At 67.1% G+C, this 26826-nt stretch carries 29 protein-coding genes; 13 read left to right on the top strand and 16 right to left on the bottom strand.

Annotated elements, in window-relative coordinates; translation table 11 throughout:
• Positions 1–5: 5 nt before the first annotated feature.
• On the top strand, positions 6–626 hold the full coding sequence (locus J6U32_RS24670) for a TetR family transcriptional regulator (RefSeq protein WP_208792563.1): 621 nt from the start codon (positions 6–8) through the stop codon (positions 624–626).
• Positions 627–648: 22 nt separating this feature from the next.
• Here the strand turns inward: J6U32_RS24670 and J6U32_RS24665 are convergent, their stop codons facing one another.
• Genes J6U32_RS24665 through J6U32_RS24650 form a run of 4 tightly spaced genes read right to left on the bottom strand, consistent with a single transcriptional unit; the run spans position 649 to position 5570 of the window.
• Complete coding sequence (locus tag J6U32_RS24665; RefSeq protein WP_208792562.1) at positions 649–1509, bottom strand: MaoC/PaaZ C-terminal domain-containing protein; 861 nt, start codon at positions 1507–1509, stop codon at positions 649–651.
• Between the two features lie 2 nt (positions 1510–1511).
• Positions 1512–3293, bottom strand: coding sequence for a 3-oxosteroid 1-dehydrogenase (gene kstD, locus J6U32_RS24660; protein ID WP_208792561.1), 1782 nt, complete (start codon positions 3291–3293; stop codon positions 1512–1514).
• Positions 3294–3351: 58 nt separating this feature from the next.
• Positions 3352–4437, bottom strand: a complete 1086-nt coding sequence (locus tag J6U32_RS24655; protein ID WP_208792560.1) for an acyl-CoA dehydrogenase family protein — start codon at positions 4435–4437, stop codon at positions 3352–3354.
• Complete coding sequence (locus tag J6U32_RS24650; protein ID WP_208792559.1) at positions 4434–5570, bottom strand: acyl-CoA dehydrogenase family protein; 1137 nt, start codon at positions 5568–5570, stop codon at positions 4434–4436. The genes J6U32_RS24655 and J6U32_RS24650 overlap by 4 nt, the downstream gene beginning before the upstream one ends.
• Before the next feature lie 98 nt (positions 5571–5668).
• Here J6U32_RS24650 and J6U32_RS24645 point away from each other — a divergent pair, with 98 nt between their 5' ends.
• The 3 genes from J6U32_RS24645 to dmpG are packed head-to-tail and all read left to right on the top strand — an operon-like array spanning position 5669 to position 8476.
• Entirely contained in the window at positions 5669–6457 is a 789-nt protein-coding gene (locus J6U32_RS24645; RefSeq protein WP_006369791.1) for a 2-keto-4-pentenoate hydratase, read from the top strand.
• Positions 6458–6497: 40 nt separating this feature from the next.
• Positions 6498–7403: an acetaldehyde dehydrogenase (acetylating) gene (locus J6U32_RS24640; RefSeq protein ID WP_208792558.1), complete on the top strand. Its 906-nt coding sequence runs from the start codon at positions 6498–6500 to the stop codon at positions 7401–7403.
• Positions 7400–8476, top strand: a complete 1077-nt coding sequence (gene dmpG, locus J6U32_RS24635) for a 4-hydroxy-2-oxovalerate aldolase (protein WP_020170128.1) — start codon at positions 7400–7402, stop codon at positions 8474–8476. Before J6U32_RS24640 ends, dmpG begins: the two co-directional genes overlap by 4 nt.
• 91 nt (positions 8477–8567) lie before the next feature.
• On the opposite strand, the gene J6U32_RS24630 is transcribed toward dmpG, so the two are convergent.
• The 3 genes from J6U32_RS24630 to J6U32_RS24620 form a co-directional block, all read right to left on the bottom strand.
• Positions 8568–9497 carry a hypothetical protein gene (locus tag J6U32_RS24630; RefSeq protein WP_208792557.1) on the bottom strand — a complete coding sequence of 310 codons (930 nt, stop codon included), beginning with the start codon at positions 9495–9497 and terminating at the stop codon, positions 8568–8570.
• Between the two features lie 135 nt (positions 9498–9632).
• The gene (locus J6U32_RS24625) at positions 9633–10436 is read right to left on the bottom strand and encodes a VOC family protein (protein WP_208792556.1); all 804 of its coding nucleotides are present in this window, start codon (positions 10434–10436) and stop codon (positions 9633–9635) included.
• An 85-nt stretch (positions 10437–10521) separates the two neighbouring features.
• Entirely contained in the window at positions 10522–11433 is a 912-nt protein-coding gene (locus tag J6U32_RS24620; RefSeq protein ID WP_208796323.1) for a LysR family transcriptional regulator, read from the bottom strand.
• A gap of 99 nt (positions 11434–11532) precedes the next feature.
• On the opposite strand from J6U32_RS24620, the gene J6U32_RS24615 reads away from it, so the two are divergent.
• Entirely contained in the window at positions 11533–12672 is a 1140-nt protein-coding gene (locus J6U32_RS24615) for a TDT family transporter (RefSeq protein WP_208792555.1), read from the top strand.
• Positions 12669–13205: a hypothetical protein gene (locus J6U32_RS24610; RefSeq protein ID WP_208792554.1), complete on the top strand. Its 537-nt coding sequence runs from the start codon at positions 12669–12671 to the stop codon at positions 13203–13205. Before J6U32_RS24615 ends, J6U32_RS24610 begins: the two co-directional genes overlap by 4 nt.
• Here the strand turns inward: J6U32_RS24610 and J6U32_RS24605 are convergent.
• Positions 13159–13521: a hypothetical protein gene (locus J6U32_RS24605; protein ID WP_208792553.1), complete on the bottom strand. Its 363-nt coding sequence runs from the start codon at positions 13519–13521 to the stop codon at positions 13159–13161. The genes J6U32_RS24610 and J6U32_RS24605 overlap by 47 nt on opposite strands.
• Positions 13522–13525: 4 nt before the next feature.
• Positions 13526–14740, bottom strand: a complete 1215-nt coding sequence (locus tag J6U32_RS24600) for a Rieske 2Fe-2S domain-containing protein (protein WP_208792552.1) — start codon at positions 14738–14740, stop codon at positions 13526–13528.
• 235 nt (positions 14741–14975) lie between these two features.
• Here J6U32_RS24600 and hsaA point away from each other — a divergent pair, with 235 nt between their 5' ends.
• The 6 genes from hsaA (at position 14976) to J6U32_RS24570 (ending at position 20857) form a co-directional block, all read left to right on the top strand.
• Positions 14976–16187: a 3-hydroxy-9,10-secoandrosta-1,3,5(10)-triene-9,17-dione monooxygenase oxygenase subunit gene (hsaA, locus tag J6U32_RS24595; RefSeq protein ID WP_208792551.1), complete on the top strand. Its 1212-nt coding sequence runs from the start codon at positions 14976–14978 to the stop codon at positions 16185–16187.
• A gap of 65 nt (positions 16188–16252) precedes the next feature.
• Positions 16253–17164, top strand: a complete 912-nt coding sequence (hsaC, locus tag J6U32_RS24590) for an iron-dependent extradiol dioxygenase HsaC (RefSeq protein WP_208792550.1) — start codon at positions 16253–16255, stop codon at positions 17162–17164.
• A 13-nt stretch (positions 17165–17177) separates the two neighbouring features.
• Positions 17178–17753 (top strand): 3-hydroxy-9,10-secoandrosta-1,3,5(10)-triene-9,17-dione monooxygenase reductase subunit, encoded by a 576-nt coding sequence (hsaB, locus tag J6U32_RS24585; protein WP_208792549.1) that lies wholly within the window; start codon positions 17178–17180, stop codon positions 17751–17753.
• Positions 17750–18949, top strand: a complete 1200-nt coding sequence (locus J6U32_RS24580; protein ID WP_208792548.1) for a hypothetical protein — start codon at positions 17750–17752, stop codon at positions 18947–18949. Before hsaB ends, J6U32_RS24580 begins: the two co-directional genes overlap by 4 nt.
• The gene (locus J6U32_RS24575) at positions 18946–19722 is read left to right on the top strand and encodes an SDR family oxidoreductase (protein ID WP_208792547.1); all 777 of its coding nucleotides are present in this window, start codon (positions 18946–18948) and stop codon (positions 19720–19722) included. Before J6U32_RS24580 ends, J6U32_RS24575 begins: the two co-directional genes overlap by 4 nt.
• On the top strand, positions 19715–20857 hold the full coding sequence (locus tag J6U32_RS24570; protein ID WP_208792546.1) for a sulfotransferase family protein: 1143 nt from the start codon (positions 19715–19717) through the stop codon (positions 20855–20857). The genes J6U32_RS24575 and J6U32_RS24570 overlap by 8 nt, the downstream gene beginning before the upstream one ends.
• 65 nt (positions 20858–20922) lie before the next feature.
• Here J6U32_RS24570 and J6U32_RS27585 read toward each other — a convergent pair whose 3' ends face one another.
• Genes J6U32_RS27585 through J6U32_RS27575 form a run of 3 tightly spaced genes read right to left on the bottom strand, consistent with a single transcriptional unit; the run spans position 20923 to position 22300 of the window.
• A complete protein-coding gene (locus J6U32_RS27585; protein ID WP_244332353.1) occupies positions 20923–21162 on the bottom strand; it encodes a WS/DGAT domain-containing protein in 240 nt (79 codons plus the stop codon).
• Between the two features lie 23 nt (positions 21163–21185).
• The gene (locus J6U32_RS27580; RefSeq protein WP_244332351.1) at positions 21186–21569 is read right to left on the bottom strand and encodes a hypothetical protein; all 384 of its coding nucleotides are present in this window, start codon (positions 21567–21569) and stop codon (positions 21186–21188) included.
• Positions 21569–22300 carry a wax ester/triacylglycerol synthase domain-containing protein gene (locus J6U32_RS27575; RefSeq protein WP_244332349.1) on the bottom strand — a complete coding sequence of 244 codons (732 nt, stop codon included), beginning with the start codon at positions 22298–22300 and terminating at the stop codon, positions 21569–21571. The genes J6U32_RS27580 and J6U32_RS27575 overlap by 1 nt, the downstream gene beginning before the upstream one ends.
• A 91-nt stretch (positions 22301–22391) precedes the next feature.
• Here J6U32_RS27575 and J6U32_RS24560 point away from each other — a divergent pair, with 91 nt between their 5' ends.
• Positions 22392–23027: a TMEM175 family protein gene (locus tag J6U32_RS24560; RefSeq protein ID WP_208792545.1), complete on the top strand. Its 636-nt coding sequence runs from the start codon at positions 22392–22394 to the stop codon at positions 23025–23027.
• Positions 23028–23145: 118 nt separating this feature from the next.
• Here the strand turns inward: J6U32_RS24560 and J6U32_RS24555 are convergent, their stop codons facing one another.
• From J6U32_RS24555 to J6U32_RS24540, 4 genes are all read right to left on the bottom strand, one after another.
• Positions 23146–23472 carry a hypothetical protein gene (locus tag J6U32_RS24555; RefSeq protein WP_208792544.1) on the bottom strand — a complete coding sequence of 109 codons (327 nt, stop codon included), beginning with the start codon at positions 23470–23472 and terminating at the stop codon, positions 23146–23148.
• A 107-nt stretch (positions 23473–23579) separates the two neighbouring features.
• Positions 23580–24689: an acyl-CoA dehydrogenase family protein gene (locus J6U32_RS24550; protein ID WP_208792543.1), complete on the bottom strand. Its 1110-nt coding sequence runs from the start codon at positions 24687–24689 to the stop codon at positions 23580–23582.
• Positions 24686–25657, bottom strand: coding sequence for an acyl-CoA dehydrogenase (locus tag J6U32_RS24545; protein WP_208792542.1), 972 nt, complete (start codon positions 25655–25657; stop codon positions 24686–24688). The genes J6U32_RS24550 and J6U32_RS24545 overlap by 4 nt, the downstream gene beginning before the upstream one ends.
• 1 nt (position 25658) lies before the next feature.
• A complete protein-coding gene (locus J6U32_RS24540) occupies positions 25659–26825 on the bottom strand; it encodes an acyl-CoA dehydrogenase family protein (protein WP_208792541.1) in 1167 nt (388 codons plus the stop codon).
• Position 26826 lies beyond the last annotated feature (1 nt).

Below are 26826 nucleotides of genomic sequence, written 5' to 3'. Positions count from 1 at the left end.
GGCGGATGGCATTCAGCGCAGAGCGGAGCGTCGCGGACACCTCGGGCGAGGTCGATCGCGGGGGACGGCCCGCCAGCACGAGTGCCCACGAACTCGCGGCGGCCGCACAACGCTTGTTTCTCCGCGACGGATTCGACGAGACGAGCGTCGAGGACATCGCTGCCGCGGTCGGCGTCAGCCGGCGCACCTTCTTCCGGTACTTCCCGACCAAGGCCGACGTGGTGTGGGTCGAATCCGACAAGGAACTCGACGAGTTCCGTCGTCTGCTCGCGGCGTCGGATTCGGAGACCGACCCGATCGAGATCGTGGTCGAGGCGTTCATCTCGGTCGTCGATCACGGGCGTCATGAGGACGAATGGGCCCGCGGGCGAGCGCAATTGATCCTCGAGGTGCCCGCCGTGCAGGCTCGCGCCAGCGAGGTCTATCGCCAGTGGCGCGCGGTGATCGCCGAGTTCGTCGGCGATCGGAGCGAGATGTCGGCGACTGCGATCTATCCGACCGCGGTCGCCCACTCCATGGTGGCCGCGTCGGCCGCCGGGCATGAGCAGTGGATCGCGAATCCGGGTCGTGGTCTCCGGGCGAGCCTGGCCCCGATGTTCGCGCTGATGGTGCCTCGACGCCCCTGACCGGGCACCGCGGCAGTGGCCGTCAGCGCTTCTCGATGACCACGTTCTTCAGCGCGGGTGCGCCGTCGCGGTCGGCGACGCTCGCCGCGACCAGTAGCGACCGGCCCTCATCCCACACGTCGACGTCGATGGTCTCGCCCGGGAACACCACGCCGGCGAAGGTGGCCGAGTAGTCGGCCACAGAGGTCACGTCGCCGTCGAGGAGTGCGTCGACGACGGCTCGGCATACTGTCCCGTACGTGCAGAGCCCGTGCAGGATTGGGCGGGGAAACCCTGCACGAGAGGCGAATTCGGGATCGGAGTGCAGCGGGTTGCGGTCACCGCACAGCCGATAGAGCAGCGCCTGGTTGGGCAGCGTCGGTACCGACAGGCGCTGATCGGGTGCCCGATCGGGGTAGTCGAGCTTGGCGGAGTTGCCGCGGTCGCCGCCGAAACCGCCCTCGCCCTTGGCGAAGATGGACGAGCGCGCCGTCCACAGCGGTGTGCCGGCGTCGTCGACGGTGACCGATTCCTGGATGATCACCGCAGCCGAACCCTTGTCCTGGATCTCGGCGATCGTGGTCCGGGTGGTGGCCTTGCCCGACGCGGGGATCGGGCGGTGCGCGGTGACCTGCTGGCTGCCGTGGACCACCTTGGCCAGGTCGATGTCGACACCGGGGAACGAGACCTTCGGCGCCTCGGTGGCATGGAAGGACGCCGCCACGGTCGCGAACGAGGGCAACACCTTCGGGGCGACGTCGTCGACGTAGGTCAGACCGGCGCGATCCATCGGGTCGGCGGCCGCACCGACGGCCAGGTGGTAGAGCGCGACGTCGGAGGCCGACCATTCGAAGCCGACCTCGGGTAGCTCGGCGCCCAGCGCCACGGACAGGTCGATCGGCATGGTCAGTTCTCCTCGCCGGCGGACGCGGATGTCGTTGCGGTATCCGGGATTCGGACGCCGGGGTGTTCGGCGCAGTCGAGTGCGGCGAGGTAGCCGAAAACCATCGCGGGTCCGATGGTGGCTCCTGGGCCGGCGTAGGTGTGGCCCATCACAGGTGCCGAGGTGTTACCGGCCGCGTAGAGCCCCTCGATGACCGAACCGTCGGCGCGCAGCGCCCGGGCGTGTGCGTCGGTGTCGATGCCGCCCTTGGTGCCCAGATCGCCCGGCACCATCTTCACCGCGTAGAACGGTGCTTTGTCGACCACCCCGAGACTCGGATTGGGCTTGTTGGTGATGTCGCCGTAGTAGTGGTCGTAGCCGCTGCGCCCACGCCCGAAGTCCTCATCGGTGCCGCTGCGCGCGAAGCCGTTGAACCGCTCGGTGGTGGCGCGCAATGCCTCCGCGGAAACCCCGATCTTCTCGGCCAGGGCTTCGACGGAGTCGGCCTTGACGACCACTCCGGACTCGAACCACTTCTTCGGAAGGGGTTGGCGCGCATTGATGCCGGCGAACAGGTAGCGGTTGCGGCAGCGCTGGTCGAAGATGAGCCACGACGGGACGTTCTCGCCGGGGCCTTCGCCCTGTCCGAAGTCGCCGCCGTACATCTGGTGCACCGCTTCGACATACGGCAGTGACTCGTTCATGAAGCGTTGTCCGCGTTCGTTGATCATGAAGGTGCCGGGGACGGCGCGCTCGGACAGTGCGAACCACGGCCCGCGCGGCAACGGGATGGTCGGACCCCACCACGAGTCGTCCATCAGTGATACCGCGGCGCCGATCTTGAGGCCCGCGTTGATGCCGTCGCCGGTGTTGGTCGGTGCACCGGTGGTCCACTCCGATCCGATGGGTTCGCGCTGATACTTCTTGCGCATCTCGGCGTTGTGCTCGAAGCCGCCGCACGCGAGGATGACACCGCGCTGCGCGTGCAGGCGGGTACGCGTGCCTTCGTGTTCGGCGATCACCCCGACCACCCGGTCGTTCTCGGTGATCAGGTCGACCAGGCCGGTCGACAGGCGCAGCGGCACACCGGCTTTGCGGACCCCGAGCAGCAGCTCGGCGGCCAGTGCGGCGCCCATCGCGATGAGTTTCTTTCCGCGGCTGCGGGCCCAGAAGAACCGGGCGCCGACCTTGCCCATCCGCACCGGTCCGCGCCAGTGCCGTAGGCCCGTGTTGAGCCAGCGGTAATCCGATTGCAGCACAACCATGTTGAGCGGCGCCTTGGTGTACTGCGGATGCAGGGTCGACAGGTCATCGCCGAGGGCCCGGGCGTCGAAGGGCCGCGGTTCGACGCTGCGTCCGCCGAGGCGTCCGCCGGGGGCCTCGGGGTAGTAGTCGGAATAGTTCTTCACCCATTCGAGGTCGAGGGGAGCATGGGCCATCAGGAACTCCAACGCCTCGGGGCCGCGGTCGATGTAGGCGTCGATCTTCTCCGCGGGCGCGTGCTCACCGATGATCGCGTGGACGTACTGCCGGGCCGTCTCCTGGTCGTCGCGCACCCCGTCGCGCTTGAGCACCGGATTGCCCGGAATCCAGACGCCGCCGCCCGAGCGCGAGGTAGAACCGCCCCAGTACGCCGACTTCTCGATGATCACCGTCCGCAGGCCCTGCGCGGCCGCGGTGATGGCGGCACTCAGGCCCGCGGCGCCGGCGCCGACGACGATGACGTCGTAGGTCTCGTCCGCCTCCGGACGGCCTGCGGGGGGAGTGGATGCCTGCTGTCCTGCTGGTTCGGTCGCGTCGGCCATGAATCGGTCCCTTCGTGCGCCGCGGGTGGAACGTGTTCTCATCTAAAAGTAGAACACGTTACAGATTCGCGGCGCCAGGGGTCGCGCTCGGCGGGGCGTGGTCGGCGTCGACGACGAGTTCCCACGGGTCGATCCCGTCGTCCAACGCACGTTCGGCAAGTGCCCGTGACCAGTACTTCTCGTCGCCGTGTCGGTCCCGCCAGGCCAGCAGCGCCATGGTGAATCGGCCGAGATGATGCTCCGAGGTGAATCCGATCGCGCCGTGAATCTGATGCGCTGCGGCGGCGACCTCCCGCGCGGTCGACGCGACGACGATCTTGGCCGCGGCGGTGGTGCCGGCGTGATCGGGGTTCCCGGCCATCTCGACGGCGTGCTCCACCGCGGCACGGGCCTGCGCGGTGAGCGCTGCCATCGACGCCAGACGTTGCTGGATGGCCTGGAACTTGGACAGCGGTCGGCCGAACTGGGTGCGTTGCGATGCGTGGCGCACCGTGGTCTCGACGATGGTGTCCGCGCAGGCGGACATGGCCACCGCATAGGCCAGCGCGCCGCGCAGGCGCAGTTCCGCCGAGTCGACCGGAGAGTCGGTGAGCCGTTCGACGACGACGGCGTCGAGAGCCACGTCGTCGACGGACGCCCCGAGCAGATCGGCGCCGTGGTAGAGCGTCAGGCCGGGTGCGGTTCGGGAGACCAGTGCCACCGAAGAGGCGACGTGCACGACGAGAACGTCGGCGTCGCAGGCGTGTACGACGCCTGGCAGCAACCCGTCGAGCGCCCATCCCTCGTCGGTGGAGCGCACGGTGGTGCTCTCGCCGCCCAGGGCGAGTGTCGCGGTGCGCCCGCCGAGGTCGAGTCCCGAGCGTGCAGCCAACCAGGCGGCGAGGACGGTGTGCTCGATGAGTGGGGTGAGTGCGCCGCTCGCCGCTGCCGCCGACACCACGGTCAGTGCATCGGTGAACTCGCCGCCGGTGCCCCCGAGATCCTCGTCGATGCCGACGCCGGTGAACCCCGCATCGGTCAGCGCCGCCCAGACCCCGGTGTCGATCGTGGTGTCCGACGTCGTGGTGTCCGGCCTCGTGGTGTCTGGGCCGACGCGCTCGATCACCGCGGTCACCGCCGCATGCAGCTGGGCGTCGCCGATCACCGCAATCCCATTCCTCTGGCCACGATTCCACGCAGGATCTCGTTGGTGCCGCCGCGAAGTGTGAAGGCGGGGGTGTGCAGCATCGCGGTCGCCAGCAGGGTGGCGAAGGGGTTCGCATCGCTGACCCGCGCCACGGTGTCCGAGGAGGATCGGATGGCCTCGACGACGTCACCCTCGAACTGCGAGCCGATGTCCTTGACCATCGCGGCCAACACATCGGGTGCGCCGCCCTCGGCGAGTTCGGCGGCCACCTGCAACGACATCCGGCGCAACGCCCACGCACGGGCGGTCAGCGTTCCGAGGGTGTTCCGCTGCTCGTCGGACGCTCCGGCTCTGCGCAACTCGTCGGCCCACGCCCGCAGCAGCGGCATCGTCGACAGGTATCGCTCCGGTCCGGAGCGTTCAAAAGCCAACTCGCTCATCACTTGTTTCCATCCCGCGCCGCGTTCGCCGAGTAGTGCCTCGGTGCCGACGTTCGCGTCGTGGAAGATCACCTCGTTGAAGTGGGTGCCGCCGTCGATGCTGCGCAGCGGGCGGATCTCGATGTCGGGGTGGGGGAGATCGACGATCAGCTGGGACAGTCCGGACTGGCGGTCGGCGGGTGTGCCGTCGGTGCGGGCCAACAACACCATCGCATGCGCGACGTGCGCGCCGGTGGTCCACACCTTGGTGCCGCTGATCCGCCACGACCCGTCGTCGGTGCGCACCGCGCGGGTCCGTACCGAGGCGAGGTCGGAGCCGGCGTCGGGCTCACTCATGCCGATTGCGAAATAAGTTGTACCCGAGCATATTCCGGGGAGGTAGCGTTGCCGCTGGCGTTCGGTGCCGTGGGCGAGGATGCCCGGCGCCATCTGCCGGTCGGCGATCCAGTGCGCCGCGACCGGAGCCCCGGCGGCGAGGAGTTCTTCGGTGATGATGAATCGTTCGACCGCGCTGCGGCCGCGGCCACCGTACTGCTCGGGCATCGTCATACCCAGCCAGCCGTGCTGTCCGAGGCGTCCACTGAACGCCGGGTCGAATCCGCTCATCCAGCTGTCGCAGGCCGGGACGAAGGTGCCGGCATCGAGTTCGGCGGTCAGGAACTCACGCACCTTGTGGCGCAGCGTGTCGATACCCGCCTGGTCGGTGCCCACGGTCGAACCGTAGCACCGGACCGGACCGAGGAGTCCTCCCTGAAACCTGGAACATGTTCTAAACTAGAACACGTTCATTCCCCGGAAGTGAGGCTCTCATGGCGGTTGACCAGGCAATCCGCGAGCGGATCGCCGCTGATCTGTGGACCGCGGAGCGGACCGCGACGGCGATCGGCCGACCGACCGATGCCCATCCGGAACTCGATGTCGTCGACGCGTACGAGATCCAGTTGATCAACATTCGCAAGCGTCTCGACGCCGGTGCGAAGGTCGCCGGGCACAAGGTCGGGCTGGCGTCGGAGGCCATGCAGAAGATGATGAACGTCGACGAGCCCGACTACGGGCATCTGCTCGACGAGATGCAGTACCACGAAGCCACCCCGATCGACACCGCGACGCTGTGCTTCCCGCGGGTGGAGGTGGAGGTGGGGTTCATCCTGGGCAAGGATCTGCCCGGTGCGGGATGCACCAACGACGACGTGATCGATGCCGTCGAGTGGGTGGTGCCGTCGATCGAGTTGATCGATTCGCGGATCACCGATTGGCAGATCACGTTGTGCGACACCATCGCCGACAACGCGTCGTCGTGCGGGTGGATTCTCGGCACCGAGCGAGTGGCGATCACCGACATCGACACCGGTGACATCGACGCGGTGTTGCACCGCAACGGCGAGGTCGTCGCGAAAGGCAATTCCTCTGCGGTGCTGGGCCATCCATTGAACGCGGTGAGCTGGCTGGCGCGCAAGGTGGAGTCTTTCGGGGTGCGACTACGCAAGGGGGATGTGATCCTGCCGGGCACCGCGACACGGGCGTTCGACGTCGGACCGGGTGATCACGTTGTCGCCGAGTTCGCCGGACTCGGCAGCGTCACCCTCGATTTCACCTGACCAACAACAGTTTTCGACAACACTCTCAGAGGAGGCGCAGGTGGCAGCCAAGCTGACCGCGGCGATCATCGGGTCGGGCAACATCGGTACCGACCTGATGTACAAGCTGGAACGATCCGAGGTGATCGCTCCCCGATGGATGGTCGGGATCGACGCCGACTCGGAGGGCATGAAGCGGGCCGCCGAACACGGGCTCATCACGATGAGTGGCGGCGCCGACGAGTTGCTCGCGTCGTCGGAGAAACCGGACCTGATCTTCGAGGCGACGTCGGCCTATGTGCACCGCGAGTATGCGCCGCGCTATGAGCAGGCGGGTATCACCGCGGTCGACCTGACGCCGGCGGCGGTGGGTCCGGCGGTGGTGCCGCCGGCCAATCTGCGCGAGCATCTCGACGCGCCGAACACCAACATGATCACCTGCGGTGGGCAGGCGACGATCCCGATGGTCCACGCGGTGTCGTCGTTGGTGCCGGTGCCCTACGCCGAGATCGTCGCATCGGTCGCGTCGGTGTCGGCAGGTCCGGGGACGAGGGCCAACATCGACGAGTTCACCCGGACCACGTCGAAGGGAATCGAGACGATCGGTGGTGCCGCCCGCGGCAAGGCGATCATCATCCTCAATCCGGCCGATCCGCCGATGATCATGCGCGACACCATCTTCTGCGCCATCCCCGACGACGCCGACACCGATGCCATCGCCGCGTCGATCCACAAGCGGGAAAAAGAGATCCAGGCCTACGTGCCCGGTTATCGACTGCTGCAGGATCCGCAGTTCGATCCGCCGAGTGTGCTCAACGGCGGCCACGCCCGCGTCTCGATCTTCGTCGAGGTCGAGGGCGCCGGGGACTTCTTGCCGCCGTACGCCGGCAACCTCGACATCATGACCGCCGCCGCCACCAAGGTCGGCGAGGAAATCGCGAAGCAGAAGTTGGGAGTTTCGGCATGAGTACACCGACGACGGACCTGATGGCCAACGCCCGCAAGTACTCCGCGGATCTCGACATCCGCATCACCGATTCCTCATTGCGCGACGGAAGTCATCACAAGCGTCACCAGTTCACCACCGACGAGGTGCGGGCGATCGTCGGTGCCCTCGACGACGCGGGTGTGCCGGTCATCGAGGTCACCCACGGTGACGGTCTCGGCGGATCGTCGTTCAACTACGGCTTCTCCAAAACACCTGAACAGCAGCTGATCTCCGCGGCCGCCGAGACGGCCAAGCGGGCGAAGATCGCGTTCTTGATGTTGCCGGGCCTCGGTACCAAGGACGACATCCGGGCCGCGCAGGACAACGGTGGCCAGATCTGCCGCATCGCCACGCACTGCACCGAGGCCGACGTGTCGATCCAGCACTTCGGACTGGCCCGCGAACTCGGGCTCGAGACCGTCGGCTTCCTGATGATGAGTCACAGTCAGCCACCGGAAGTGCTTGCCGCCCAGGCGCGGATCATGGCCGACGCGGGCTGTCAGTGCGTCTACGTCGTCGACTCGGCAGGCGCGTTGGTGCTCGAGGATGTCACCGTCCGGGTGCAGGCGCTCGTCGCCGAACTCGGCGACGACGCGCAGGTCGGTTTCCACGGGCACGAGAATCTCGATATCGCCGTGGCCAATTCGATCAACGCGGTGCGCGCCGGAGCCCAGCAGATCGACGGGTCTATCCGGCGCTTCGGAGCCGGCGCCGGGAACACGCCCACCGAGGCGTTCGTCGGGGTGTGCGACAAACTCGGCATCACCACCGGCGTGGACTTCATGAAGATCGCCGACGCGGCGCAGGACGTGGTGCGCCCGGCGATGCCCTCGGAGTGCCTGGTCGACCGATCGGCGATGATGATGGGCTACGCGGGCTGCTACAGCTCGTTTCTCAAGCACGCCGAGGGTCACGCCGAACGCTACGGCGTGTCCGCCGCGGAGATCCTCATCGAGGCAGGCAACCGCAAACTCGTCGGCGGCCAGGAAGACCAGCTCATCGACATCGCGCTCGAACTCAAGAAGAAGGCCGACGCCAACGCCGGTGTGTAGCGGGCTTGCGAAGTCAACATCGAAACGCGGCCTGAACTCGTAGACGCGGTCTTTGCACGGACCGCGTCCACGAGTTCGCACGGCATGTACTTCACGCTGCCATCAAGGCGAAGTGGGTCAGCCACCGACGGATGCGGGTGACGACGGTCCCGGCTTCGAGGTCGGCCCACACCCAGCGGATGACCATGATGCCTTGGGCGCGTAAGCGGTCTTCGCGAATCTTTTCGCGGATGACGGCGTCGGCCGCATCCTCTCCTGGCCGTAAGTGCTTCTGATACTTGACTTTTCCGTCGAACTCGCCGACGAGGACTCCGCTCCAATCGAAGTCGGTCCGGGCGATCTCGTTGCCCTCCGCGTCGTGGAAGCGATGCTGGAGCCGTGCCGGGGGAATGCCGGCTTCGATCATCTGTGCTCGGCTCCAGGACTCACCGGGGCTTTCAGCGTTGCCGTCGGCGTGATGCAGAGCGCGCCGCGCGACGCCGACCCCACGTCGAACCCCGCGCAGCAACGACTCCATCGTCGCCCGATCGGCGCCGGCACGCAGCGCCGCGTCGAAGACTGCAAGTGCCCCGGCGAATCCCGCCGCGGTGGTGCACGCCACGTCGACGGCAGCGTACTCGATACCTGGAACGATGACGCCGTCGATCTCGATGAGGTGGTCGGGAGGAACGATGCCGACGTGGTTGTGTCGCGTCGCTGTTCGTCCGCCACCGCGAGCGCGGCCGGTGGTCGTGTGGATGCGGCGGAAGTTGGGCGAGAGCATCGGCAGCCGGTGCAGTGCGGCAGCGGATTGGTGGCTGGGTACCGACTCGTCAAATCGTCCAAGGCGGCTGGTGGCGATGACGGCCAAGCGATGGATTTCGGCGCGTTCACGGTGCTGCGCGGGGAGGTAGGCGCCTCTTACCAGTTGGGTGATTTCGCCGTGGCTGCGTGCTCTGGCGAGATCGGTGTCGGTGAAACCGGCCGTAAGGCAGGCGTGTCGGTAGATGATGTCATGTTCGTCTGTGGGAAAGCGTGTCATGCAGGGTTGGACGCATGAGGGGACGGATCGGCTCCATCGACACCAAGACGCGGCCTGAACTCGTAGACGCGGTCTTTGCACGGGCCGCGTTCACGAGTTCATGCCGCGCCGGGCAGGCGCCGCCCGATCCGTCGCCTACATCCCGGCCGGCGGATGGCCGAGGCAGATCATCGCGCCGAACGGGTCGTTGATGACGGCGAGGGTGCCGTACGGGGTGTCCTCGCCGGGCATGACGATCTCGCCGCCGAGATCGGCTGCCTGTGCCACGGTCGCGGCGACGTCGTCGACGCAGATGTAGATCTGCCAGAACGACGGGGCGTCGCCGAACAGTCCGGTGGCGTCCATGACGCCGGCGTACGCGGTCTCCCCGAAGAACAGCTGCGAGTAGCGCAGCGGCCCGCCGGGGGCGACCTCCTGACCGGTGTTGTCGATGACGGTGTCGGCGCGGGCGCCAACGGTCTCGGTGTAGAACGCGAGTGAGGCCGGGTAGTCGCGGGTGGCGAGTTCGAACCAGTAGGGCGCTCCGTGCACACCCCACTCGGCGAAACCATGATGCTGGTTGGGCTTCCAGAACCCGATGACGGCTCCGGCGTTGTCGACGGTGACCATCATCGTGCCCTCCTCGCCGACTGCCATGGGCGGCACCATGATCGAACCTCCAGCGGCTTCGACGTTCTTGACGGTGGTCGCCGGGTCATCGGTACGCAGGTAGAGCGACCAGATGTCGGACGGGCCACCACCTTCGGCCATGTACGGACTCAGGCCGGCGACGCGTTTGCTGTGCAGGGTGAAGTTCTGATAGCCGCCGAACTCCTCGCGCGGTGGGCCCTCGACCTCCCAGCCGAACAGGGCCTGATAGAACCCGGCGGCCTTCGCCGGCTCGCTGCTCATCAGGTCGAACCAGATCGGTGCGCCCACGGGGGCTGAATATGCGGTCATGGTGAACTCCTGTTTCCGATGACGATTGGTGACAGACGGTTGGTGTCAAGGGTGAGACCTCCATCCTCGTCGAAACTCATCGGTGTCACGGCCGACCTGCCGATCTCGTGACGTGCGTGAGGAAGTCGCGTGCCGCACCGGCGCGCGGTTCGTCGCCGCCGATCCACACCGCCCGCAGGGCGCGTCGCAGATCGAGCCCGGACACCGGCACGGCGATCAGCCGACGACCGAGATCGTCGCGTACGGACAGATCGGACACGACCGCCGGTCCGGCGCCGGCGATGACCGCCGAGCGCACCGCCGCGGTCGTCGACAATTCGAGCACCGGTTGCGCCCGGGCCACGTCGGGGTCGTGGGCCCCGGCCAGCATGGTGTCCAGGAAGAGTCTTGTCCCGGAACCGGATTCGCGGGTCACCAGCGCTGTGCGGGCCAACTCGTCGGAGCTCACCGCCGTGCGCCGACGCGCCCACGGATGCTCGGGCGGTACGACGAGCACCAGGGTGTCGTGGGCGACGACGCGACTGCGTACCCCGGGGGCCACCTGCGGGCCCTCGACGAAGCCGAGTTCGACGTCGCCGGCCCGGACCAACTCGCAGGCGTGCTCGGAGTTCGTCGCGGTGAACGACACCTTGGGTGCGTGCTCGACGCTCTGCCCGAACGACACCAACCATTGCGGAAGGAGATGTTCGGCGACCGTCAGACTGGCGGCCAGACGCAGTTCGTCGCGTCGTTCGCGACGTAGTGCGGCGAGCCCGGCGTCGAACTCCGAGGCCAAGCCGAGAAGCCGATCGGCCCACTCCGACACCAGGATTCCGGCCTCGGTGGGTGCGGTGCCGGTGGGGGAGCGGGTCAGCAGTGAGATCCCGAGCGTGGCCTCCAACGCCCGCATCCGCGCCGAGACTGCCTGCTGGGTGATCCCCAACTCACCCGCGGCGGCATTGAGGCTGCCGGTGGTGACCACCGCGAGCAGTGTCTCCAGCGAGGGCAGGTCGGGCATGCGCGGGCTCAACACCCTCCCAGGTTACAACCATCCGTTGTAACTCTTGCAGGGAATTGCCCTCTACCTGCCAAGACGTCGATCGGCGACCGTAGGTGCATGACGTTGCGCGAACCACCGGTCCGGACCCACTTCGCCCACGTGCCGCCGAATTGGTTCGCGACGGTGATGGGCACCGGCATTCTGGCGATCGCAGCGCACGGGCTCGGCCACGGCACGCTGCTGACCGCGCTGTCGATCGTGTTCTGGCTGCTCGCGTGCCTCGTCTACATCGGGGTGATCGCCGCGACCGTCATGCACTGGCGTCGCCACCGCGACGCCGCACGCGCCCACCTGCGGCACCCGGTGATCGCGCACTTTTACGGTGCCGTGCCGATGGCGACGCTGACCGTCGGCACGTCGACCCTGGTGGCCGGCGTCCACGTGATCGGGCCGAGCGCCGCGCTCGCCGTCGACATCGTGTGCTTCACCCTCGGCACTATCGGCGGAGTCACGACGGCACTGTTGATTCCGGCCCGCCACCTCCTCGGCCGAGCGGCAGACCCCGAAGGACCGAACCGGCCGGAATCGAACCGGCCGGAACCGTTCGGGGGTTGGCTGATGTCGGTGGTCCCGCCGATGGTGTCGGCGTCGGCGGCCGCGGTGCTCGCCGGGGCGCTCGACGAACCGAGTGCACGCCGCGAGCTGCTGGTCATCGGGGTCGCGGCCTTCGTGTTCTCACTGGTCCTCGCCGCGCCGATCGCGGTCTCGGTGATCGGTTCCCTGATGACGCACGGAACGGGCCCCGCCGGACTGGCACCGACGTGGTGGATCGTGCTCGGACCGCTCGGACAATCAGTGACCGCGGCGTGTCTGCTCGCGCACGTCGCGACCGGGGTGACCGGAGCGGCCACCGCCGGAGTCCTCGGCGCCCTCGCCCACGACTACGCGCTCACGGTGTGGGCCGCGGCGGTGATCTGGATCGTCGTCGCCACCGTCATCACCGTGCGGTCGGTGCGCCGCGGTCTGCCGTTCGGTCTGACCTGGTGGTCGTTCACCTTCCCGCTGGGCACCTTCGTGACCGGGTCGTCGGCATTGGCGGCGACCACCGGGCACACGATGTTCGCGGTGGTCGCAGGTGTCGGATTCGTCGCCCTGCTCCTGGCCTGGGGGATCGTCGCGACCCGCACCGTCGCCGGGATCATCGACGGCGCCTTGCTCATCGCCCCCGCAGGAGCGCGTGGCACGCTGGGACGGTGAGCCTCGAGCGGATTCAGACGTTCCTGTGGCCGGCGTTGGTGGTCGTGGGTCTGGCGATCGCCGGCTGTGCGCAAGCGAGCTGGGGTGCCTCCGATCAGGGGGCGCAACTGCAGGTGAGCGGACTCGGTGGGGTCAGCGCCCGAGCGGCCGCGACCGCCGACGTCGAGGCGGCGTTCTCCGCCCACACCGAACGCCCGGCCTTGCTCACCCTCGTCTTCGGCATCGTCATCGCCCTGGCGGCGCTGCTGGGCTGGTGGAAACCGTTTCGCCGCAACCCCATCGGTGTGCTCGCCGTGTCGGCGGTGATCGTGGCGGCGGGGGTGGCGACGATCGTCGTGGCCGCGATGGTGATCGCCGACCCGGCGGGACATCTGTTCGACGCCGCGGTCAACGACGCCATCGAGACTCCGGGCCCGCTGTTGTCGCCGGCGTGGGGCGTGATCGCCACCCTGATCCTCGGGGTGCTGAGCGTGGTGCTCGCGCCGCTCACCAGTATCCGTCGGGGTCGGACTCGGGAGACTGCGCCGGGATGATCCCCTCGGCGACACCGTGATCGATACTCGCCGAGAGTCGCGGACACGTCCGCATCATCGCCGGGTTGCCGCCGATCCGCCGGATCTCCTCGAGCTCGTCGCAGCGCGCCCGGGCACCGGCATTCCATTGCACGCTGGTGTGGTGCGGACTGGTCTTCTTGACCATCACACAGGCGTGGCAGGACCGGCATTCGATCTCGGTCATACCGCCGCGCAGGTAGTGGTCACGGTCGCGGTCGGTGGCCTCGTGGACCCGGGCGAGGAGTTGCGGGTCGTCGGTGTGGTCGGGAGCCTTCGCCCAGCCCGCGCGGGTCATCGGGTCAGACCCGTGACTCGGTCGTCTCGGTGGACGAGTCGGCCTGCTGCGCCTCGTGTTCCTCCCGGAGCCGAATGTTCTCCTGCACCTCGATGTTCCAGCTCTCGACGGCCTTGGTGGTGTCGATCTCGTACTCGAAGCGCTGGGTCATCTCGTCGGTGACATCGGCCTTGTCGACGTAGAACTGCTCATACCATCGACGCAGCTGATAGACCGGTCCGTCCTCCTCGACGAGGAGTGGATTGTCGATGCGTGTCTTGTGCTTCCAGATCTCGACGTCCTGCAGGAATCCGACCTCGATGCCCGCGGTGATCTTCTGGGCCATCTTGTCGGCCTGTTCGGGGGAGAGGCCCTCGGGGATCTTGGCCATCACGCCGTACATGAGGACGAACGAATTGGCGTCGATCGGGTAGTGGCAGTTGGTGAGGATGGTTTCGATGGCGTAGCCGCCGTAGTACTGCACCATCGGATTCAGCATGTACGACGGTCCGTAATACGCCGCGATCGACTCCAGGCGGGTGTCACCGTAGGCGGTGCCCAACGAGATGTCGGGGCGCCCATGGGAGTTCATGTATTGTGCGGCGGTCTCACCCTCGAAGACGTTCTTGAAGTAGTCGGGGAGCGCGAAGTGCACGTAGAAGAAGTGCGCCATGTCGACGACGTTGTCGATGATCTCGCGGCAGTTGGAACCCTCGATGACGATCCGATTCCACGTCCACGCGGTCCACTCGTCGTTGTCGACCTCCGACAGCTCCGGGATGATGATTTCCTCCGGCGGAGGATTGCCCTCCGGGTCGTTGTAGACGAACACCTGCCCGTTGCGGACCATCGTCGGCCACGCCCGGGTCTTGGCGAGTTTCGGATTGCGCTTGGCGTAGGGTACGCCGGCGCAGCGTCCGTTGCCCTTCCACAGCCAGCCGTGGAACGGGCAGGCGACGTTGTCACCCTTGACGCTGCCCTGTGACAGGTCGCCACCCATGTGTCGGCAGTAGGCGTCGAGCACCTGGATCTGTCCCGACGTGTCGGTCCAGACGACGAGTTTGGTGCCGAAGATCTGCACCGAGTGCGGCTTGCCGTCGGCGAACTCGCCCACCAGGCCCAGGCAGTGCCATCCGCGGGCGAAGCGGGTCGGCGGGGTACCGGTGTCGATCTCCCGCACGCCCGGATCGGCCGCGTCGGCGGCCGAGGTTGCGTTCGGGGTGCCTGTGCTCACAGCCATTCGGATCTCTCCCATCGTGGCGCTGCATGCGAATCGCGTACAGCCGATACTAGAACATGTTACAAAAATAACAGTGGGCCGAGGCCGGTGAACCCGGATACGGGCAGGAAATGGGCACAAAGTCCCAGTACTCGACATAAATGAGAACGTGTTCTAGTCTTGGAATCGGTACGCGTCACGCCGGTGCCGGTGGGGGGACGAGCACACGAGAAGACACACAGTGAAGAGAACAGGGATGGGTGAGATGCCAGCACGAGAGAGCGATCCGAGCCAGCGCAGCGAGGCCGGGACGCAAGTCCTGGAGAAGATCAATGCGCTGCTGCCCGAACTCGAGCAGCGTGCGCAGCAGACCGAGGATCTGCGCCGGATTCCCGACGAGACGGTCTCCAGCCTCGAGAGCGCGGGCTTCTTCCGGCTCATGCAGCCCGAGCAGTGGGGCGGTTATCAGGTCGATCCGGTGACCTTCTACGAGGCCGTTCGGCGCCTGTCGACGGCGTGCGGGTCCACCGGCTGGGTGTCGGGGATCATCGGTATCCACAACTGGCATCTCGCGCTGTTCGACCAGCAAGCGCAGGAGGACGTGTGGGGCAACGACACCACGGTCCGAATCTCCTCGTCGTACGCGCCGATGGGCATGGGCGAGGTCGTCGACGGCGGATACAAGGTCAACGGCAACTGGGCGTTCTCGTCGGGATGCGAGATCGCCGACTGGACCTTCGTCGGTGGTCCGGTCATCAAGCGCGGCAAGCCCGTCGACTTCGTCAGCTTCTTGCTGCCCCGCTCGGACTACACCATCAAGGACGTGTGGAATGTGGTCGGGCTCAAGGGCACCGGCTCCAACACCATCGAGGTCAAGGACGCCTTCGTCCCGACCCACCGCGTGCTGTCGATGCGCACCATGGCCGAATACCGCAGTCCCGGACTCGAGCGCAACACCGCGCCCGTCTACAAGATGCCCTGGGGTACCGTCCATCCCAGCGTCATCTCGACGCCCATCATCGGAATGGCCTACGGCGCCTACCATTCGCACGTCGAACATCAGGGCAAGCGCGTTCGCGCCGCCTACGCCGGCGAGAAGTCCAAGGACGATCCGTTCGCCAAGGTCCGGATCGCCGGCGCCGCCAGCGACATCGACGCCGCCTGGCGTCAGGTGTCGGGCAACCTGCAGGCCGAATACGACCTCATCCTCGCCGGCGAGGAGATCCCGATGGAGTTGCGGCTGGCCGCCCGGCGCGACCAGGTGCGCGCCACCGGCCGCGCGATCGAGTCGATCGACAGTCTCTTCGAGAACTCGGGTGCCGGTGCGCTGAACGTGGATTCGCCGATCCAGCGGTTCTGGCGCGACGCACACGCCGGACGCGTCCACGCCGCCAATGACCCCGAGCGCGCCTACGTCGCATTCGGTAACGGGGAGTTCGGGATTCCCGTCGGCGACACCATGGTCTGATCCACGCCGATCTGATTCACGCCGATCCGGTGGACAGCACACGTGAGGACAGGAGAACCCAGCACATGACCGACAGTCCGATCCGTTCCCTGGGGTACATGCGCATCGAGGCGACCGACGTCGACGCCTGGCGCGAGTACGGTCTGAAGATTCTCGGCATGGTCGAGGGCACCGGTACCGTCGACGGCGCGCTCTACCTGCGGATGGACGACTTCCCGGCTCGCCTGGTGATCGTGCCGGGCGAGCACGACCGGCTCGCGTCCTCCGGCTGGGAATGCGCCAATGCCTCAGCGCTCCAAGACGTCCGAGATCGGTTGTCGGCGGCCGGCGTCGTCTATCGCGAGGCCAAGGACGAGGAACTGCTCGAGCGGCAGGTCGTCGAGATGATCGTGTTCACCGACCCGGCCGGCAACACCATCGAGGCGTTTCACGGTGTGGCGCTGCAGCATCGACGTATCGTCAGTCCGTATGGTCACCGCTTCGTCACCGGCGAGCAGGGCCTCGGGCATGTGGTGCTCACCTGCGACGACGACAAGGCCGCACTGGAGTTCTATCGTGACGTCCTCGGCTTCTCGCTGCGCGATTCGATGCGGCTGCCACCGCAGGCCGTCGGCCGCGAAGAGGGCGACGAGGTGCCGTGGCTGCGCTTCCTCGGCTGCAATCCACGACATCACTCGCTGGCGTTCCTGCCGATCCCCAATTCGACGGGCATCGTGCACCTCATGGTCGAGGTCGAGAACTCCGACGACGTGGGGCTGTGTCTCGATCGGGCGCTGCGCCGCAAGGTGAAGATGTCGGCGACCCTCGGCCGGCACGTCAACGACCTCATGCTCTCCTTCTACATGAAGACACCCGGCGGATTCGACGTCGAATTCGGTTGTGAGGGAAGAACCGTCGCCGACGACGACTGGATAGCCCGGGAGAGCACCGCGGTCAGCCTGTGGGGACATGACTTCACCGTCGGATTCTCCCAGTAGCGACGAGTCGGCCATGAGCGCCCATACCCCCTACGGCTCCGCCGATTTCGACTCCCGACAGTTCCGCACCGCGATGGGGCAGTTCTGCACCGGGGTCACCGTGATCACCACGCTCACCGCCGACGACCAGCCGGCCGGATTCGCCTGCCAGTCGTTCGCGGCGCTGTCCCTCGACCCGCCGCTGGTGCTGTTCTGCCCGCAGAAGACCTCACGAACGTGGTCGGTGATCGAGCAGCGGGGTGCCTTTTGTGTCAACGTGCTCTCGAATCGTCAGCAGGACGTGAGCGCGAATTTCGGTGCGCCGAGCGAGGACAAGTTCTCCGGCGTCGTCTGGGACCCTTCGCCCGCGGGGCTGCCGGTCATCCGGCACTGCCTGACCTGGGCGGAGTGCACCATCGAGCAGGTCGCCGACGGTGGTGATCACCACATCGTCATCGGCCGCGCGCAGACGCTGGGAGAGGTGTTGCAGGACAAGCCGTTGCTGTTCTATCGAGGCGGATACCTCTCCACCGAGCACCCGCGCGTGACACCCGCACAGGCCGAACTCGAGAACTTCCTGACCTGGACCGGAGGGGACACCTGGCTATGAGTGCACCGAGTATCACGATCGCCGAACAGGCCACCAAGCCGTTCACCGATGCCATCGCCGAGGCCGAGAAGCTGATCCGCTCAGCGGAATTCGTGAGCAGCGAACAAGATCTGGCCGAGGGGCTCGACTATCTCGCCGGCAGTATCTCGGCGATCGGTCACCTGGTCCGTACCCGCAACCTCACCCATCCGGTGTTCGTCGCCTCGACCGGGCCATACACCAAGATGGGTCTGGACAACCCCGACACCCTCTACTACCACGCCGACATCGACCCCGCAGGCACCTACCGGGTCTGGGGGCGGCGGGGCACCACCGCCGACCTGAGTTTCCAAGTGCTGCGCGGGGATTACACCCCCGACGCGGTCCCGGGCGGTGACGACGCCTTCGACGACCGGCGCATCACCATTGCCGACGACGGTTCCTTCGATATTGTCTTCCGCCCCGCGGGCAGCGCACCGGGCGGCGCGGACGAGTTCGTCCTCCCCGACGGCGCCACCGCACTATCGGTGCGCGAGGTCTACTCCGACTGGGCCCAGCGCAAGGGCGCCATCGCCATCGAACGCGTGGACACGAGCGGAACCGCGCCCACCGAACCGGACCTCGAACGGGTCACGCGTCGCTACCGGACCGCGGCCAAGATGTTGACCGCGCGCATCAACACCTGGTTCAACTTTCCCAAGTGGTTCTACCTCGACGAGCCGGTGAACACCTTCACCCCGCCGCGGCTGACACCCGGTGGGCTGGCCACCCAGTTCTCGTCGGTCGGCCACTATCGTCTCGCCCCCGACGCGGCGATCCTCGTCACCGTCCCGAAGTCCGACGCGCCCTACCAGGGATTCCAGCTCGGCAGCCTCTGGTACATCTCGCTGGACTACGTCCATCATCAAACGAGCCTGAATTCTGCTCAGGCACAAGTCGATCCCGACGGGATGATCCGCATGGTGATCTCCCATACCGATCCGCACATCACCAACTGGATCGAGACCACCGGGCGTGAACGCGGGATCATGCAGTTCCGCTGGCAGCGGACCGAGCGACCGATCACCGGCGAACAGGGCCCGACGGCGCAGGTCATCGACGTCGGCGACGTGGCGGCGCATCTACCGTATCTCGAGCACAACCGGGTCGACGCGGCCGGCTGGGCGCAGCGAATAGCACAGCGGCAGCGAGGCTTTGCCGAGAGGATGCTCGCATGAGTGACGGACTACTGGCCGGCAAGGTCGTCGTCGTGTCGGGCGTCGGGCCCGGGCTCGGACGCTCGATCTGTGTTCGGGCCGCGGCTGCCGGAGCGAGTGTGGTGCTCGCGGCTCGGACCGAATCCAGGCTCAAGGAGGTGGCCGCCGAACTCGACACGCCCACGCTCGTCGTACCCACCGACATCACCGACGACGACGCCGTCGACACACTGGTGAGCGCCGCCGTCGGCGAGTTCGGTGGCGTCGATGTGCTGGTGAACAACGCGTTCGCGCTGCCGTCGATGAAACCCCTGGCCCGCACCGACTTCGACCAGATCACCGCGAGTCTGGACCTGACCGTGCTCGGCACCCTGCGCGTGATCAAGGCCTTCACCGACGCCCTTGCCGAGCGGGACGGGTCGATCGTCAACATCAACTCGATGGTGATCCGCCACTCCGAACCCCGCTACGGCAGTTACAAGCTGGCCAAGTCGGCGATGCTCGCGATGTCGCAGACACTGGCCACCGAGCTGGGGGACAAGGGGATTCGGATCAACTCGGTGGCACCCGGCTACATCTGGGACGACCAACTGAAGTGGTACTTCGGCGAGGTGGCCAAGAAGTACGGCATCACCCCCGAGCAGGTGTACGAGCAGACGGCGGGCCGCTCCGACCTCCATCGGCTACCCGAGCCGGACGAGATCGCCGACGCGGTGGTCTTCCTCGCCTCGCCGATGGCCCGCGCCATCACCGGACACACCCTCGACGTGAACTGCGGTGAGTACCATGACTAGGTCAACGTTGACGACGGTGGGTACCGTCGACGACCTCCACGAATCGGCCATGCGGGCAACCGGTTTGGACGACTTCGGCGACGACGGGTACCGCGAGGCGCTGGCGATCCTGCTCACCTCGTACGCCGAGGAAGCCGGGCTCACCGAACTCGGTAGCAAGATGTTCCGGTTCTTCCTCAAGGGGGCGCTGGTGGCGCGGCTGCTGAGCGAGGCGTCGTGGAAAGCCAACCCCGGCTACGTCGACGTGCCGATCACCCGGCCGATCTTCGTCACCGGGCTGCCACGGACCGGGACCACCGCGTTGCATCGGCTGCTCACCGCCGATCCCGCCCATCAGGGCCTCGAGATGTGGTTGTGCGACGTCCCGCAGCCGCGTCCGCCGCGCGAGACGTGGTCGGACAACCCGGTGTTCACACAGATCAACGCGGGCTTCGCCCAACACCACGTGGAGAACCCGGAGTTCCTGGGACTGCACTACATGGATGCGTCCGAGGTCGAGGAATGCTGGCAGTTGTTGCGGCAGAGCATGATGTCGATCTCCTACGAGTCACTGGCGTATCTGCCCACCTATTCGCGCTGGCTCGCCGGCCAGGACTGGACGCCGGCGTACGCCCGACACAAACGCAACTTGGCGCTCATCGGCTCCAACGATCCCGAGAAGCGTTGGGTACTCAAGAATCCCAGCCACCTGTTCGCCTTGGATGCGCTGATGGCCACCTATCCCGATGCGCTGGTGATCCAGACGCATCGTGCGCCGGAAACGATCATCGCCTCCATGTGCAGCCTCGCCGAACATGCCACCCCGGGGTGGTCGACGACCTTCGTCGGCGAGCGGATCGGCGCCTCACAGCTCGAACTGTGGTCGCGTGGCCTGCGCGAATTCTCGAGTGCCCGACAGCGATACGACCCCGCACAGTTCGTCGACGTCGAGTTCGACGAGTTGCGAGCAGACCCGTTCGGCGTCGTCGACCGCGTGTATGGAGCGCTGGGGACATCGGTGTCCGACGGGGCACGAGCGGCGATGCGGGTGCTCGACGAGGAGAGCCGTTCGGGTGCGCGAGCACCCCGCCACACCTACCGGCTATCCGACTACGGTCTCGACGAGGACACCGTGACAACCGCTTTCACATCCTGATCGCTTGCGCCCGGGCGGTCGATCACCGCCGTCAGACGCCGGTCCGGCGGCTGGGGTCCGCGTGGCTACAGCAGATCGGCGATTGCGGTGCGCAGGCATTCGGTGAGCAACCGGCTGTCGGTGACGGCTGCGGGATCGCAGTTCACGCCGAGGAAGACGCCGCCGGCGTAGGACATGAGTCCCACGTTGACCGCGGCCCCCGACTTGGGTGCGAACGGGATCAGCTTGGTGACCTTGGCGCCCGCGGTGTAGACCGACATCGGTGGGCCCGGGACGTTTGTCGCCGCGACGTCGACCCCCTTCATCAACGATCCCGCGATCGAGGTGGTCAGCGGGGCCGTAACGAGGCGAGCAGTTGGTAGACGACGGTCGAGGCGCGCAGCGCCGGATCGTGTTGGGCCCGCCGCACCACGGGCTCGATCCGTCGGAGCAGGCCGCCGATGTCGGCGGGTTCGGCCGGCATCACGAAACGTGCGGGGACCCAATGATTCCCGGCTGCCGCGTCGGCGTCGGTACGCACACTGACCGGCATGTTGACCCGGACCCGGCGCAGTTGCTCGCCCAACGCAAGGTGATATTCGCGCAGCGCTGCGGTCACCACCGCCAGGAAACAGGTGTTGAGCGTGGTGTCGTGCCGACGCGCGGCGGCCTTGAGGGCATCGAGGGGTACCTCCACCACCGAGAAGTCCACCGACAGCGAGCGATCCGACATCAAGGTGGACAGCGGGCGGCCCTGGGTGCGAGCATCCGAATCGTCGACGCCGCGGTGTCGACGGCCTGCCGGGTCAGACCCACGGGGTCGGCGACAGCGGTCTTGGCGGTCGTGAACGCCAGTCGTGCGAGCCGGGCGGTGTCGTCGGCGGCGACACGGACCTCGAACCCCACAGCCTGCTCGACCCGATGGATCAGGCTCGACGGTTCGGCGGTGGGCATCATCGGCATGTCACCGGGTTCCGGTGCGTCGCGGGTGAGGTCGAACAGCGAGGCGGCCATCGCCAGACCACCGATGCCGTCGGTGATGCAGTGGTGGATCTTCACGATCAGGGCCGCCTGATCGTCGGCGAGACCGGTGATGATCGCGGCCTCCCACAGCGGGCGCGCGCGGTCGAAGTCGGCCTCGCTCATCCGCTCTGCGAAGTCGAGGACCTCAACGAGCGCTTCGCGTTCGCCCGGTGCGCGCCGCCACCGCAGGTGGAATCCGGCGTCGAAATGTGGATCGACCTCCCAGCGCGGCGGAGCCAGCGACATCGGATTGCCGACGGCTCGCTGACGTAGGCGCGGTTGGAGGCGGGTCAGTCGTTCGGTGCGGTCGGTCACCCGCTCGAGGTCAGGCGCGCGGTCGAGCATCGCGACCAGCGTGATCGACGACCGCAGCAGTGGGTCGTCCTCGATGCCGAACATCACCGCGTCGAATGCGCCCTTCCTGGGATCGAGGCCAACCATGTGCGTATTGTGCGACAGCCATCCTTGCCGGTGCCACGAATTGCGCGAGGTCGGCGATCGTCGGCGGGCCATCGGACCTAGGGTTGATCCCATGTCCGAGAAGTACGACCGCCGTACCGACGAGGGGTTCCGTCGACTGATCGCCTTCACCGATGCCGTCGTCGCGATCGCGTTGACGTTGCTCGTCCTGCCGCTCGTCGACATCATCCACGACGTCGCCCAGGATCCGACGGTGGGGCAGGTATTCGACGAGCATTCCGACGAGATCACCAGCTTCCTGATCAGCTTCGTCGTGATCTGGGCGTTGTGGCGCAACCACCACGGCACCTTCGAGTACTTCAAGAACTACGACCGGGTGATCTTCAACCTCCATCTGCCGTGGCTGCTGACCATCGTGGTGCTGCCCTTCGTCACCGCGCTGATCAGTGGGAACACCATCAAAGGGGCCAGCGTCTTCTACATGGCGGTGTTGTGGCTCTCGATCGCGTCGGTGATGGTGATGTCGATGTGGGGCCGCCGGCACCGCGAACTGCTCCACACCGGCGACGACGTCGACGCCTGGCTGGCCCGGCTACCCGACTTCGGCACGCTGATCCTGCTGACCGTCGCGATCGTGATCACGCTGGTGGTGCCGGGCTCGGGGCTCTACTCATTGCTCCTGCTGTTCGCCGTCGGTCCCGTCAACGCCGTGATCGAACGGTGGGTCGGTCGGGGAAAACCGGCCTGAGCTGCACCGGCGGGAGGGTCTTTTCCGGTCGGCGGGGTCTTTCCGGTCGTCGAGGTGTGACGAGCCGCCAGGCGAGGAGCCTCGAGACGTGGTGCGGTGGTGCTGGTTCTCAACCGTGTCACCGAACCGGATCAGCCGCCGGGTAGTCGTCGAACACGGTCTTCCAGTACTGCTCCGGAAGCTCGACGCCGCGGCGGAGAACGATCGCCAGTCCGGTGGCCATGGCGATACCCAGAAGCCCCAGCCACAGACCGCCGAGTGCGAGCGCCACGAGCGCGATGGTGTGCAACACCGGCCACCCGTCGAGCAGAAGAAGAATCGGCGCGAACAACAGGCTCACCACGATGTAGGACGAGGAGCCGAAGCGGTCGCTGCGCATGATCATCCGCAGCCACCGTGGAACGTCGATGTCGGGGGAGGTGTTGGAATCGGCGGTGGCGGTCATATCGAGCTCCTCTCGTCGGTTCCATTCCACTGTTCGCGGGGTTGCCCGGTCAATGACCTTGGAGGTCATGGTTGCCACACCGAGCTGATCGTTCGTCTCGACGAGCACTAGACGTTCAGGCGCAACCGTTTCACCATGTTGGCGACCACCTCGTGCGGTTGGCCGAACAGCTGGGAACTCGATTGCGCGCGTTTGAAGTACAGCTGGATGTCGTGTTCCCAGGTGATGCCGATGCCGCCGTGGATCTGGATGGCGTCGCCGGCGACGCTCGTGTAGGCCTCCGAGCAGTGGACGCGGGCGGCCGCCGCGAGCTCTGCGGCGTCGACCGAACCGGCGGCGAGTGCCTCGACCGCGGCGTGGGAGATCGCGCGAGACGTCGCCACGTGTGCATACATGTCGGCCATCCGGTGTTTGAGTGCCTGGAACGATCCGATGGCACGGCCGAACTGGTTGCGCTCCTTGCTGTATCCGACTGTCAGATCGAGGGCACGGGCGGCGCCACCGACCTGCTCCGCCGACATCAGAGCCCAGGCCGCGGTCCGGATCGCGTCCACTGTTCCGGCGCCGGCGGTGATCGTCTCGGCCGGCACATCGTCGAAAGTGACCGATGCGAGCGGACGTGTCGGGTCGAGCAGTGGTTGCGGAGTGATCGTCACGCCTTCGGCACGGGCATCCACGTCGTGGACGGTAAGTCCGGCGTCGGTGCCGGCAATGACGAGCAGATGATCGGCGGACTCCGCATCGAGGACGTAATGGGCTGTGCCCGAGAGCAGTCCGGCCTCCGCGTGGACACCGGACGACGACCACCCCGACGGTGCCGCCCAACACAGCGCGACGATCGACGTCCCCGCGGCGATCGCGGGCAGCAACCGCTCCGAGGCCGCATCATCACCGGCGGCCAGCAGCGCGGCGCTCGCGAGCGCCGCCGAGAACACCGGCACCACCGACAGCGCGCCGCCGAGTTCCTCGAGCACCACTGCGGTCTCGAGGAAGCTCGCTCCGGCGCCACCGAACTCCTCGGGAATCGGCAGTGCCGTGACACCGATCTCCGTCGACAGCGTCTGCCATAACCCCCGGTCGATGCGTGGTGTTGTTGTCATCGACGTACGCAGCGCGGCAGAACCACCCCGCTGCGTGAGCAACGCGGCAATCGACTCCCGCAGAGCCTCTTGTTCCTCGGTGGAGATGGATTCGCGCACAGTGGGTTCGGTGGTCACAGCGTCTCCAGGATTCGCGCCCGATGCGCGGCGGGGGTACCCCACGCGCCGATCAGGGCGCGGGTCTTGGTCAGATACAGGGAGAGATCGTGCTCGGCGGTGTACCCGATCGCCCCGAGTACCTGCAGAGCCTGACGCGACGCCAGGTACGCCGCATCGGCGGCGGCCACTTTCGCCGCGGAGATGTCGCGGCCCACATCGGTGCCCTCCGGGGCGCCGCCGTCGACGCCGACGGCCGCGCCGTGAATCAGCGGCCGTGCCATCTCCAACGCGATGGCAACATCGGCCAGATGGTGCTTGACGGCCTGGAAGGAGCCGATGGCGCGACCGAACTGTTTGCGTGCCACCGCGTACTCCGACGCGATCGACAGCATCCGATCACCCAGGCCGAGTAACTGGGCGGCGGTGGCCAGCGCGCCGAGATCGGCTGCGGCGGTACCGTTCACCTCGGTGGCGACCGGATCGACCGCGCTCACCTCGGAGACGGTGCGGGCCGGGTCCACCGTGCGGTGGGTGGCGGTGATCTGCGCCGTGGACAAGGTGCCGTCGGCGAGGAGGTACACCTGTGACGCGGCGTCGGCATCGGCGGCGCGAGGCGCCCACGGCGCCGCAGCCACCGACACCAGCAGGCCCCCGGCAATGGCGCCGAGGTCGTCGGCGGCATCGGTGCCGGCGAGCAGAGTCGGTGCGAAGGCCAATGTTTCGGCCAGGGGGCCGGGAACGCCGTGCCGGCCCAGAACCTCGGCGACGACCACCATCTCGACCGCTCCCGCGCCGGCGCCGCCGTGTTCGTCGTCGATGAGGAGCCCGAAGACACCGATCTCGGCGAGTTGGCCGAAGACCTTGGCGGCCGGCGCCCGGTCGCCGGCGGCCCATGCGCGGGCGACGGCGGGACTGTCGGCCTTGGTCATCAGCGCATCCACGCTGGAGGCGAGGTCGTTGTGGTATTCGGCGAGCAGGAAATCCATGTCAGCGATCCCCCCGCGGTAGGCCGAGGAGTCGCTCGGCGATCACATTGCGTTGAATCTCGTTGGTGCCGGCATAGATCGGTCCCGACAGCGAGAACAGGTAGCCGTCGAGCCACGCGTCGTCGAGTTCGGCGTCGACGCCCTGCAGGTCCAGGGCGGTCTCGTGGGCTGCGATGTCCCACTGACTCCAGAACACCTTGTTGATCGACGACTCCAGGCCGAGCTGACCGCCGGCGGCGAGCCGGCTCACGGTCTGATACGTCGACAACTCGTATGCGCGGGAACCGATCCACGCGTCCGCGACGCCCTTGTCGGTCGCCGCGGCGGGCGGAACACGGTCGCCGCATGCCTTCCACAGTTCGACGAGCCGGTCGGTGGTGGCGAGGAACCGGCCGGGGGAGCGCAGCGACAGTCCGCGCTCGTTGGCGGCGGTGCTCATCGCCACCCGCCACCCGTTGTCGACCTCTCCGATCACCCCCGACCCGGCGGGATCGGCCGGGTCGTCTGGGACGAAAACGTCTTCGAGGAACAGTTCCGCAAAACCGGGTTCGCCGTCGAGCTGGGCGATCGGACGCACCGTCACCCCGTCGCCACGCAGGTCGAACATGAAGTAGGTCAAGCCCTTATGGCGTTGCGCGGACTTGTCGGTGCGGAACAGACCGAATGCGCGATCGGCGAAGGACGACCGCGAACTCCACGTCTTCTGGCCATTCAGCAGCCATCCGCCGTCGGTGCGGGTGGCACTCGAGCGCAGCGACGCCAGGTCGCTGCCGGCTTCCGGTTCGCTCCACGCCTGACCCCAGATGTCGTCGGCGCGTGCCATCCGCGGCATGATCCGGGACAGCTGTTCGGTGCTCGCGTGCTCGAACAGCGTGGGCGCCAACAGGAAGATGCCGTTCTGGCTGACCCTGCCGGGTGCGCCGGAGCGGTAGTACTCCTCTTCGAAGATCAGCCAGTGCAGCAGCGGCTCGTCACGACCGCCGTACTCTTCGGGCCAGCTGACCACCGACATCCGGTCGGCCGCCATCGTTCGTTCCCACTCGCGATGCGCCTCGAAGCCCTCGGCGGTGTCCATCGACGGCAACGGCTCCGCGGGAACATGCTCGGCGAGCCAGCTGCGGATCTCCGCCCGAAATGCTTGTGCCGCATCGTCCAACAGATAGTCCACG

This window comes from Gordonia polyisoprenivorans (assembly GCF_017654315.1).
Classification (GTDB): domain Bacteria; phylum Actinomycetota; class Actinomycetes; order Mycobacteriales; family Mycobacteriaceae; genus Gordonia; species Gordonia polyisoprenivorans_A.
This window is presented reverse-complemented; position numbering and strand designations above follow the sequence as displayed.

What these genes read in the sequence shown, in the direction of transcription:
- J6U32_RS24570 (WP_208792546.1), top strand. Translation starts at nt 19,715, where the DNA reads ATGACTAGGTCAACGTTGACGACGGTGGGTACCGTCGACGACCTCCAC.
- J6U32_RS27580 (WP_244332351.1), bottom strand. Translation starts at nt 21,569, where the DNA reads ATGTCGGATCGCTCGCTGTCGGTGGACTTCTCGGTGGTGGAGGTACCC.
- J6U32_RS24670 (WP_208792563.1), top strand. Translation starts at nt 6, where the DNA reads ATGGCATTCAGCGCAGAGCGGAGCGTCGCGGACACCTCGGGCGAGGTC.
- J6U32_RS27575 (WP_244332349.1), bottom strand. Translation starts at nt 22,300, where the DNA reads ATGGTTGGCCTCGATCCCAGGAAGGGCGCATTCGACGCGGTGATGTTC.
- J6U32_RS24600 (WP_208792552.1), bottom strand. Translation starts at nt 14,740, where the DNA reads ATGGCTGTGAGCACAGGCACCCCGAACGCAACCTCGGCCGCCGACGCG.
- hsaC (WP_208792550.1), top strand. Translation starts at nt 16,253, where the DNA reads ATGACCGACAGTCCGATCCGTTCCCTGGGGTACATGCGCATCGAGGCG.
- J6U32_RS27585 (WP_244332353.1), bottom strand. Translation starts at nt 21,162, where the DNA reads ATGAAGGGGGTCGACGTCGCGGCGACAAACGTCCCGGGCCCACCGATG.
- hsaA (WP_208792551.1), top strand. Translation starts at nt 14,976, where the DNA reads ATGGGTGAGATGCCAGCACGAGAGAGCGATCCGAGCCAGCGCAGCGAG.
- J6U32_RS24620 (WP_208796323.1), bottom strand. Translation starts at nt 11,433, where the DNA reads ATGCCCGACCTGCCCTCGCTGGAGACACTGCTCGCGGTGGTCACCACC.
- dmpG (WP_020170128.1), top strand. Translation starts at nt 7,400, where the DNA reads ATGAGTACACCGACGACGGACCTGATGGCCAACGCCCGCAAGTACTCC.
- hsaB (WP_208792549.1), top strand. Translation starts at nt 17,178, where the DNA reads ATGAGCGCCCATACCCCCTACGGCTCCGCCGATTTCGACTCCCGACAG.
- J6U32_RS24605 (WP_208792553.1), bottom strand. Translation starts at nt 13,521, where the DNA reads ATGACCCGCGCGGGCTGGGCGAAGGCTCCCGACCACACCGACGACCCG.
- J6U32_RS24630 (WP_208792557.1), bottom strand. Translation starts at nt 9,497, where the DNA reads ATGACACGCTTTCCCACAGACGAACATGACATCATCTACCGACACGCC.
- kstD (WP_208792561.1), bottom strand. Translation starts at nt 3,293, where the DNA reads ATGGCCGACGCGACCGAACCAGCAGGACAGCAGGCATCCACTCCCCCC.
- J6U32_RS24575 (WP_208792547.1), top strand. Translation starts at nt 18,946, where the DNA reads ATGAGTGACGGACTACTGGCCGGCAAGGTCGTCGTCGTGTCGGGCGTC.
- J6U32_RS24665 (WP_208792562.1), bottom strand. Translation starts at nt 1,509, where the DNA reads ATGCCGATCGACCTGTCCGTGGCGCTGGGCGCCGAGCTACCCGAGGTC.
- J6U32_RS24625 (WP_208792556.1), bottom strand. Translation starts at nt 10,436, where the DNA reads ATGACCGCATATTCAGCCCCCGTGGGCGCACCGATCTGGTTCGACCTG.
- J6U32_RS24645 (WP_006369791.1), top strand. Translation starts at nt 5,669, where the DNA reads ATGGCGGTTGACCAGGCAATCCGCGAGCGGATCGCCGCTGATCTGTGG.
- J6U32_RS24615 (WP_208792555.1), top strand. Translation starts at nt 11,533, where the DNA reads ATGACGTTGCGCGAACCACCGGTCCGGACCCACTTCGCCCACGTGCCG.
- J6U32_RS24580 (WP_208792548.1), top strand. Translation starts at nt 17,750, where the DNA reads ATGAGTGCACCGAGTATCACGATCGCCGAACAGGCCACCAAGCCGTTC.
- J6U32_RS24560 (WP_208792545.1), top strand. Translation starts at nt 22,392, where the DNA reads ATGTCCGAGAAGTACGACCGCCGTACCGACGAGGGGTTCCGTCGACTG.
- J6U32_RS24555 (WP_208792544.1), bottom strand. Translation starts at nt 23,472, where the DNA reads ATGACCGCCACCGCCGATTCCAACACCTCCCCCGACATCGACGTTCCA.
- J6U32_RS24545 (WP_208792542.1), bottom strand. Translation starts at nt 25,657, where the DNA reads ATGGATTTCCTGCTCGCCGAATACCACAACGACCTCGCCTCCAGCGTG.